At 53.8% G+C, this 9,700-nt stretch carries 8 protein-coding genes; all 8 read left to right on the top strand.

The window, feature by feature from the left end; genetic code table 11:
- Window positions 1-4: 4 nt before the first annotated feature.
- Complete coding sequence (locus P0O24_RS01205) at window positions 5-511, top strand: tyrosine-type recombinase/integrase (protein WP_316967920.1); 507 nt, start codon at window positions 5-7, stop codon at window positions 509-511.
- Between the two features lie 55 nt (window positions 512-566).
- Window positions 567-740 (top strand): hypothetical protein, encoded by a 174-nt coding sequence (locus P0O24_RS01210; RefSeq protein WP_316967912.1) that lies wholly within the window; start codon window positions 567-569, stop codon window positions 738-740.
- Window positions 741-743: 3 nt separating this feature from the next.
- Window positions 744-2,192: a pentapeptide repeat-containing protein gene (locus tag P0O24_RS01215; RefSeq protein WP_316967913.1), complete on the top strand. Its 1,449-nt coding sequence runs from the start codon at window positions 744-746 to the stop codon at window positions 2,190-2,192.
- 87 nt (window positions 2,193-2,279) lie between these two features.
- Window positions 2,280-2,681 (top strand): hypothetical protein, encoded by a 402-nt coding sequence (locus P0O24_RS01220; RefSeq protein WP_316967914.1) that lies wholly within the window; start codon window positions 2,280-2,282, stop codon window positions 2,679-2,681.
- 200 nt (window positions 2,682-2,881) lie between these two features.
- A complete protein-coding gene (locus tag P0O24_RS01225; protein ID WP_316967915.1) occupies window positions 2,882-3,478 on the top strand; it encodes a thermonuclease family protein in 597 nt (198 codons plus the stop codon).
- Window positions 3,475-3,873, top strand: coding sequence for a DUF1699 family protein (locus P0O24_RS01230; protein WP_316967916.1), 399 nt, complete (start codon window positions 3,475-3,477; stop codon window positions 3,871-3,873). The genes P0O24_RS01225 and P0O24_RS01230 overlap by 4 nt, the downstream gene beginning before the upstream one ends.
- Window positions 3,874-3,931: 58 nt before the next feature.
- The gene (locus P0O24_RS01235) at window positions 3,932-6,661 is read left to right on the top strand and encodes a site-specific DNA-methyltransferase (RefSeq protein ID WP_449384944.1); all 2,730 of its coding nucleotides are present in this window, start codon (window positions 3,932-3,934) and stop codon (window positions 6,659-6,661) included.
- Complete coding sequence (locus tag P0O24_RS01240) at window positions 6,658-9,510, top strand: BPTD_3080 family restriction endonuclease (protein ID WP_316967917.1); 2,853 nt, start codon at window positions 6,658-6,660, stop codon at window positions 9,508-9,510. The genes P0O24_RS01235 and P0O24_RS01240 overlap by 4 nt, the downstream gene beginning before the upstream one ends.
- The last annotated feature ends 190 nt before the right edge of the window (window positions 9,511-9,700 follow it).

The raw sequence follows: 9,700 nt of genomic DNA on the forward strand, positions 1-9,700 counted from the left end.
GATCATCACCCTCTTCGCGAAGACCGGGATAAGAAGAAAGGAACTCATTGCTGTAGATGTCGACGTCATCGACTGGGTGGAGCAAAGCATCCGACTCAAGCCGACGGCGAAGAGGACCAACAGGACGGTATTTTTCGACGACGAGACCTCTTTCATTTTGAGGCGGTGGCTGAGGGTGAGAGAGTCGCGAAATAAGGATCAGGTAATGGCCCTCTTCATCAACAACAGGGGCGAAAGAATCCAACGAAGCGGAGTCAGCCGGATGGTCGAAAAGGTAGCCACCCAAGTTGGTTTGCACGATCCCAATTCTGAGCGAATGGAGGACCACTTCTCGCCCCACTGTTGCCGCCACTGGTTCACCACCCACCTCCGACGGGCGGGGATGCCCCGCGAATTCATCCAGGAGCTGAGAGGGGACGTGCGGAAAGAGGCCATCGATATCTACGATCACATAGACCGCAAAGAGCTTCGCGAAAGCTATTTGGCTCACATACCGCAACTTGGGATATAAGTAATCGTGTATTTCTAGGTGGTAAAATTGGCATGGTGATCTGGAGAAGGGGGCGATGAAAGCGGCGGAGGCCGTCGGGATAGAGGCTAGGCCTCTGGGCCGGATGATGAAGGCGGCGGGGCTTCAAGCGAAAAACACGACCCGAAATGGAGTGACGGATCGATATTACCTCTTCGACCTGAAGGAGCAGATAGAAGGGATTCTGGCGGCGGGTGATCTGGAGGAGTGAGGCGTGGGTGAGGAGAGAGAGCGTAGGGTAGTGCCAGCCAGAGAGATCCTGGCCAAGATCGAGCGGGGCGAGGACGTCGAATACGACAACGTGATCGTCGAGGGCGACCTGGACATAAGTGGGCTAGATCTGCCTATTGAACACGTTGAGAGATCCGAATTTCAGTTAAAGCTAGGATCGGCGGGTAAATTGGTAGTGGTCAGCTCAGAGATAAACATCACAGGTTCCGAGGTACATGGAAAAGTAGATTTCAGCAATGGATTCATGCGAAAACGAATCAACTTTGCGGGGACTCAGTTCGATAACCAAGCTGTTTTCTTGAATGCCTATTTCAACAACTACTCTCGCTTCGAGGAAGCTAAGTTCAGATATTATTCCAGCTTCGTGGGGGCACGCTTTAAAATCCATGCCGGTTTCGAGGGGGCTCGATTCAGTAGTAATGCCGACTTTGAGGGGGCTATATTTAGCAACTATGCGGGATTTGATGGTGCCCAATTCGGCGGCAAAACCGACTTCCGTTTGGCTCAGTTCGGTGGAGTTACTCGTTTTAGTTATACTAAGTTCGGCGGGGATGCTAAATTCAAGGGAGCTGAGTTCAGAGGGTACGCTAATTTCGAAAGAGCCAATTTCAGCGAGAATGCTGGCTTTAGGGAAACGAAGTTCACCGGCAGAAATGTATACTTCTGGGGAGCCAAGTTCACCGGCAGAAATGCAGATTTCGGTAATGCAAAGTTCACCGGCGGAGAAGCCGACTTTAGTCGAGCTGAGTTCATTGGCTGTGACGCTAATTTCATTAGAGCTGAGTTCTGCAAGAATGCGGACTTCTGGAATTCTGATTTTAGGAGGGATGCACTCTTCAGTTATACAGTGTTCGACGGTGATGTTTACTTCTGGGATGTTAAATTTGGAGGAAATGCAGAATTCTATGGAGCGACGTTTGGTAAAAAATTATCCTTATCGCATTTAAGATTTAATTTATTGTATATAAATTGGGCGCAAATTAAAGATAGTCTTATTTACGATGGTCCTGCTTATCTAGCATTAATCAAAAACTTTAAAGTTATCGAGCGGTTTGCAGATGCAGAAGATTGCTATTATGAATATCGAAAACAGAGTCAATCTAAAAAAAAATGGTATAGTGATGAGGGTGGTTGGGATTGGTCAAAGCTTCCGGATGTCATTGCCTGTATATCTTGCGGATATGGTGTTCGTCCTTTGCATACAATCCTTTGCATGTCCGGTGTCATCTTCATAAGTTGGATCTTTTTTTTAGGTTATTTCGACTCGCTTTTTGAAAGCTTCTATTTCAGCGTTATGACGTTCACCGGCAGCAAACAAAATGACGTTACGCCAGACATGTTGTTTAGAAGTGTCGTTCTGATAGAAGCGATCCTTGGGTACCTTTTCATGGCGCTATTCGTAGTCGTTTTGGCTCGCAAGCTCATCAGATAAAACGCAGCATGGAGCCGAGACGCCCCACCATTAGTTATGTGACTACTTCCAAAATAGAAACATGCAATGGTCACATAACTACATACCTTGAAGAGCATCCACCGAACCACCAGCGGCTGGAAAGCAAAGGAGCTGAGAGACGTGGCGCATGAATTGAGGCGACACGCGCAAAGCCTCCGAGATATGCCGAACCGTGCCGTTGCTACCATGATGGAAGGGAAAGCCCTGGAGGCCCTGGAAGAGGCCGAGAGGCTGAAGGAGGAGGCCCTGGAGGCAATGGAGAAGGCCAGGCTGGAGGCGGTGACCGTCTACCTCGGCCAGGTGGAGAAGATCACCGCGAAGGGGCCGAAGACCTATGAGTACTATTTCGCGTCTTGGAAAATGGGTGGCAAGGTCGTCAACAAGTACATCGGCTCTCCTCGGAAGATGACCCGAGAGGCGGCCACGGCGAAGGCCCGAAAGCTAAAGGCTGAGGCGCTAGGGCTCTGATCTTTCATTTTGGTTATGTTACCCTAAATATAACACATTGCTTTAGGGTCACATAACCAACCGACACCGAAACATTTTTCGGCGATCACGACAGTCCACCACGCCAGAGGAGGGAGATTAAGACGAGACCGAAACCGATTTTGGCTTTGCTGTTGCTGGCCTATCTTTTGCCGATAATGGCATTGGCCGCCAGTGACGAGGTGAGCGGCGTAGTTACCAACGTCGTCGACGGCGACACCTTTGACCTCAGAATCGAGAAGACAGATCCCCGGATTCTCTACGAAATCGAGCGGGTGAGGCTGGCTGATGTGGACTCCCCGGAGATGAGCACGCCAGAGGGACCGCCAGCGAAGGTCTCCTCCACTGAGGCCCTGCTAGGGAAAAAGGTCTGGCTGGATATCGATGACAAGTCGAAGGACGGGCGGGACATGTACGAGAGGATCCTCGCCGTGGTCTACCTGGAGGACCTCAACGGGACGATCAACACCACCCACCCCTTCAACCGGCTTCTGGTGGATGCTGGCCATGCCGTAGTTAAGGACTTCACAAACAACGAATTCGACCCAGCGGCGTGGTGGGAAGAGGGGATACCTCAGCCCGAACTATCCCCGGTCCCGGACACCGCCACAACCGCGAAGGGCGGGCAATTCGTGGGTTCTGTGAGGTCGGATAAGTATCATTATCCGTCTTGCAAGTGGGGGAAGACGATAGCCTCGCATAACGAGATCTGGTTCTCCAGCTCGGAGGAGGCCAGGGCAGCGGGATACGTGCCCTGTGGAGCGTGCAACCCCCCATGAAGATCCGGATCGTCAACTCAAAGGAGGAGATAGCGAAACTTGATCCAAGAGAGAGGGTCGTCCATCTGGCCTTCCCCCTCCCCGCCGTCGTCCTCTTCGAGCTGATGAAAAGATGCCCGCGACTTAAGGCTATCGAGGTCCCTCCGTCGCGGTTCCCAAAGCTTTCTAAGCCTACTTGGTGCCTCCTGGAGGTCCAAGGGGTGAAGGTCTTTCCGGGTCGGATATGGGGCCATAGGACCGACATAGACGAATATTACACCGTTGACGAGGGGGCGATCCTCCAGAGAGCGGGGGAACTTCGCGCCGAGGGGCTGGACTCCGGGGAGATCGTGGCGAAGGCGGCGGCGGAGGCGGGGGTATCGGCGGGGCTGGTGGGGTTCATCCTGGGAAGATAACACCAAAACGTTTTTCACATAACGGTACGTCCTATTCAGGCGTAGGGAGACGTTCGAGATGGCACGTGCAGAAAAAGGCTCAAAAAAAACCGTTGACCAGTACGATCATAAGGATAAGACCCGGCTCAATAATCCCCCCGTCGGCCTTGTGACTCCTGAGACCGATATCCAAGAAGTGACGAAAACCTACGCCTACGACCCTCATATAGATCCCTCCCTCCAATGGGCCGGTAAGGCCGAGCATACTTCTTTTGAGGTCCCCACCTTCTCGCTTCACGTCCATGAGCGGATCGACCCGAAGACGATCATCCGAGCCGTCCGGAAGGGCAACGGCGAGGAGGGGCAGAAATCCCTATTCGAATTCTCGGGGGAGAATCCGCCCCTTCGAGAGGCGATCGAGTTCTATAAGCATAAGCACAACTGGTCCAACCGCCTCATCGCCGGTGACTCCCTTCTGGTGATGAACTCCCTCATTGAGAAGGAGGGGATGGCCGGCCAGGTCCAGATGATCTACATCGATCCTCCCTACGGCATCAGGTACGGCTCGAATTTTCAGCCCTTCGTCAACAAGAGGGACGTGAAGGACGGCAAAGACGAGGACCTCACCCAGGAGCCGGAGATGATCAAGGCATTCCGGGACACCTGGGAGCTGGGGATTCACTCTTATCTCACTTATTTACGGGATCGACTCCTTTTGGCGCGGGAGCTGCTGAGCGAGAGCGGGAGCATCTTCGTGCAGATCAGTGACGAGAACGTACACCATGTGCGGGAGTTGATGGACGAGATATTTGGAACGGGGAATTTTGTGAGTGAAATAGTCTTCGTGCGCGGTGTGGCTGGACTGGGCGCACAATTGTCGAACGTTAACGACTTCATTCTCTGGCATGCAAAGGATAAGGCCAAGTGCAAGTATCGACAGTTGTTCAATGAGCGGTCCCAAAAAACGCTTGCTTCTGCTTATAACTATACCGAAAAGCCAGATGGAAGTATCAGACGGCTAGATAAAGAGGAACTTAATGGAGCCAAGCCTTTTGGTGGTCGGCGGTTCAAGAGTTCAGCATTAGTTGCGCGAGAGGCCACAGAGAGCGGGACATTTCCTTTTGAGTTTGCAGGGATCGCATATCAGCTCCCACCGAATACTCATTGGAAAACCTCTTATGCTGGTCTGGTCCAGTTAGCAGAATCCAACCGACTCACAGCATTTGGGAAGACACTGGTCTATAAAATGTATGCAGATGATTTCCCTCTTGTGCCCTTGTCAAATGTTTGGGATGACGTTTTTGAAAGTACGTTTGCTGTTCAGCGATTCTACGTTGTTCAAACGGCGGTAAAAGTAATCCAACGTTGCCTCCTCATGACCACAGACCCCGGCGACCTGGTTTTGGACCCGACATGCGGATCGGGGACGACCGCTTATGTGGCTGAACAATGGGGCCGCCGATGGATCACCTGCGACACCTCCAGGGTTGCAATCACCCTCGCAAAGCAGAGGCTGATGACCCCCATCTTCGATTACTACGAGCTGGCCTACTCCGACCAGGGCGTCAGCTCCGGCTTCAAGTACAAAACCGTCCCCCACATCACCCTCAAGTCGATCGCCCACAACGAGGAGATTGACGCCATCTATGGGAGGGTTCACCCCAAGATTGAGGAGTCTCTCGCCGAGCTCTGCCGAACTTCGGGTCGGTCGATAGAGGAGTGGGAAGTCCCGAGAGACTGGGATAAGTCCTGGCTCCAAGATGCTAAGTACCATTTCGACCAGTTCTGGCGGCTGAAGAGGGAGATGCAGGAGGCGATGGACGCATCAATTCAGAAGAACGCCCCCCAGGAGACCCTCTATGATCAGCCGTTCATCGATAAATCCAAGGTCCGGGTGACCGGCCCCTTCACCGTCGAGGCCGTCCCCTCCCCTGTAGTCAAGCCCCTCGCAGAGATCGAGGCCCCGAAAGGAGAGGCCGACGAGTCGATAGCCCGCTCTGGCGAGACCCTCCGCCAGTCAGAATGGAGGGAAGAGCTTCTCAAGACTGGCATAAGGGGCAAAGGTGGTCAGAGGTTCCAGTTCTCCAGGGTGGAGCCTCTCCTGGGGGCTCGCTGGCTCCATGCGGATGCGGAGACGAAGAACGGCGACGGCCCCCAGAGGGCTGTCATATCCTTTGGGCCGGAGCACGCCCCCTTGGACCAGACTCAGGTGGCCCGAGCCGTAGAGGATGCTCAGAAGCTCGTCCCCAAGCCCAAGATCATCGTCTTCGCCGCCTTCCAGTTCGACCCCGAGGCCTCCAAGGATATCGACGAGATGAACTGGCCAGGGGTGACTCTCCTCAAAGCTCAGATGAACGGCGACCTTCTCACCGAGGACCTGAAGAAGAAACGGTCCAGCAACGAGAGCTTCTGGCTCATCGGCCAGCCCGACGTTAAGCTGGAGAAGATCGAGGAAGGCGACGACCTGGGCAAGTACCGGGTCGAGGTGCTGGGGTTCGACTACTACAACACCAAGACCGGGAACGTCGAGTCAGGCGGCGTCGGAAACATCGCCCTCTGGATGCTGGACCCGGACTACGATGGGAGGAGCCTCTATCCCAGGCAAGTCTTCTTCCCCATGGCTGGCTCCAAGGATGGATGGAGCAAGCTCGCAAAGAACCTGAAAGCCGAGATCGACGAAGAGAAGATCGAAGCTTATCGAGGGACCCGCTCTCTCCCCTTTAAACTCGGCGATAACAAGAGGGCCGCCGTTAAGATCGTGGACGACCGGGGGATAGAGAGCCTGAAGATCCTGGAGGCAGACCAGTGAAGAGAACCCAAATAGACACCCTGATCATCAACTCCCCCTACGAGAGGCCTTCAGAGTACTGGAAGTACGACCCCAAGACCACGCACTTCGAGAGAGTGGCTGGAAGGCGGCCCGCGGGTTACGTGATCGCCTCCGGCCGGTCCGGATCTTACGACGACTCGGGCGTGATCGTAGAGATCCCCCTCGTCAACAAGATCAGGGAGCGGGTAGACGCCTGGAGGGAGAAAGGCTATCCGGGCGTGACGGGGATCACTCGGCGCCTCCTGGAGCACTGGAACGACCCTCAGCAGAGAAACCTTCGATTCTTCTTCTGTCAACTTGAGGCGATCGAGACCCTGATATGGCTTTCCGAGGCCCCAGATGCCGAGAAGGTCGGGATCGAGATCCCCTCAGATGGCGGCTCTTGGCAGCGGCTCTGCTCCAAGATGGCGACGGGATCGGGAAAGACCATAGTCATGGCGATGCTCATAGCCTGGCAAGCTTTGAACAAGACCGCCTACCCCCAGGATGCCCGTTTCTCCAAATACTTCTTGGTGGTGGCGCCTGGCTTGACAGTAAGGAGCAGGCTCCAAGTCTTGATCCCATCAGCACCGGGCAATTACTACGACGTCTTCGGAGTAGTTCCCACGGGCCTGCGAGAGAAGCTCAACCAGGCCAAGGTCAAAGTTGTCAACTGGCACGCCCTCAACTGGGAGACCCCTGATCAGATCGCCAAGAAGAAGGGCGTAGATAAGCGGGGGGCCAAGAGCGATGAGGCCTACGTCCGAGAGGTTCTGGGCGATATGGCTCAAATCAGGACCATGGTGGTGATTAACGATGAGGCTCATCACGCCTGGAGAGTTCCCGCCGAGTCCAAAATAAAGGGGTTCACGAAGGAGGAGATCGAGGAGGCTACCAAGTGGGTGGGGGGACTGGACAGAATCCACCGAACCCGAAACATCCAGGCATGTTACGACTTCTCGGCTACACCCTTTGCCCCCACGGGAAAGACAAGCTCCGAGGCAGCTCTATTCCCCTGGATAGTCAGCGACTTCGGGCTCAACGACGCCATCGAGTCCGGTCTCGTCAAGACCCCCCGGATGGTGATAAGGGATGACGCCCTCCCAGACTCAAAGACGTACAAATCTAAGCTCTATCATATCTATAACGATCCCGACGTTAGAGAGGACCTCAGCAGGAAGGCAGAGGAGCACGAACCCCTCCCAAAGCTGGTGACGAACGCTTATTATCTGCTGGGCACCGACTGGCTCGCCTGGGCGAAGAGGTGGGAAGAGGAAGGCTCGGACGTTCCGCCAGTGATGATAACCGTCACCAATAAGACTGAGACCGCGGCCCGCATCAAATACGCCTTCGACCACAACAAGTTCCTGATCGAAGAGCTGTGCGATCCAGCCAAAACCCTTCACATCGACTCCAAGGTTATGAAGGAGGCCGAGTCTCAGGAGGATCTTTCGGGAAACGTTCTCGACCTCTTCGACGACGAAGAGACCGACCGAAAGCTCTCCAAGAAGGATCAGGCTCAACTGCTCCGCATCCTGGTAGACACCGTAGGAAAAAAAGGAAAACCAGGCGAGAAGATTCAGAACGTCATCTCGGTGGGGATGCTCTCGGAAGGTTGGGATACCAAGACGGTAACTCATATCATGGGACTTAGAGCCTTCTCCAGCCAGCTCCTTTGTGAGCAGGTGGTAGGTCGAGGCCTGAGACGAATCTCCTATGAGATAAACAAGGATGGGAAGTTCGATCCTGAGTACGTCAACATATTCGGAGTCCCGTTTGCATTTCTGCCTCATGAGTCGAAGGAAGGTATCCCTGGTCCCCAGCCGAAGCCCAAGACCCAAATAGAGCCAGATCCGGAGAAGATGGAATTCGAGATCAAGTGGCCTAACTTGATACGGATCGAGCACCAATACAAACCGCATCTCACGCTGAAATGGGACGAGATTTCTCCTCTAACCTTGGACATTAGCGACACCATCACCAAAGCCGAGCTGGCCAGAATTATCGGGGGCAATGCAGACCTCACCAACATCTCTGAGATCGATTTGAGGGCTTTAGCTGAGAAGTTCAGGATGCAGAGGATCGTATTCGAGACGGCAAGAGACGTTTACGACCAGATGAAGCCCGACGACTGGAAAGGAGACAAGTTCGAGCTTCTGGCTCAGGTGGTCCACCTAGTAGAGGAATTCTTGGCTTCGGACAAGATCAGGATAAACCCGCCAAACTGGTGCGATGATCTTCAACGGCGCATCCTTTTAACCTCCAACATGGGGAGGGTGGTCCAGCACATCTGGCAATCCATCTATTTTCAGAATACCGAATCTATGGCGCTGGTCACTGATAAAGAGAAACCCATCAGATCAACTGGGGATATGGGGACCTGGTATACCGGCAAACCTTGTGAACGGGCCGCAAAATCTCACATCAACTTTTGCGTCCTGGACAGCACTTGGGAGGCGTGCGAGGCCTTCGAGCTTGACCACAACCCCCACGTGAAAGCCTGGGCAAAAAACGACCATTTGGGGTTCGACATCTACTACATCTTCGAGGGTAAGACCCATCGGTATTTGCCTGATTTCATCATAAAGCTCGACGCAGATCCGGAGGGCCAGAACGAGGATCAGGAGTCGGCCCCTTCAGGGAATTATCTTGTCCTTGAAACGAAGGGACGAGACACCCAAAAGGACAAGATCAAGCGGGACTTCTTGGACGAGTGGGTGAGGGCGGTCAATGAAGATGGTGGGTTTGGCTATTGGCAATGGGCCGTTTCCCGAGATCCGGCTGATGTTCGAGGAATCATCGGGGATGAGGTATCAAAGGCGGAAAGTAAAGGTCGTGAAGTAACATGAGGGCCGTCTCCGCCCAGTCCCTATCATCCTCTCGGCGGCCGGAATTTGGATGCCGTTTCTGGTAGCATCGAAAAGCTTTTCGTCTGTCGGGACCATCTCCTCTTCAGGATGGAGACTAAGATGAGACTTAAACCGGTTTTGGCTTTGCTGATGCTGGCGGCGCTATCATCACCGATCATGGCGACGGATG

Origin of the sequence: Candidatus Methanocrinis alkalitolerans, assembly GCF_029167205.1 — an archaeon.
GTDB lineage: Archaea > Halobacteriota > Methanosarcinia > Methanotrichales > Methanotrichaceae > Methanocrinis > Methanocrinis alkalitolerans.

Bases quoted from the DNA above. Each gene is read 5' to 3' on its own strand.
- P0O24_RS01235 (WP_449384944.1), top strand. From the start codon at position 3,932: ATGGCACGTGCAGAAAAAGGCTCAAAAAAAACCGTTGACCAGTACGAT.
- P0O24_RS01230 (WP_316967916.1), top strand. From the start codon at position 3,475: ATGAAGATCCGGATCGTCAACTCAAAGGAGGAGATAGCGAAACTTGAT.
- P0O24_RS01210 (WP_316967912.1), top strand. From the start codon at position 567: ATGAAAGCGGCGGAGGCCGTCGGGATAGAGGCTAGGCCTCTGGGCCGG.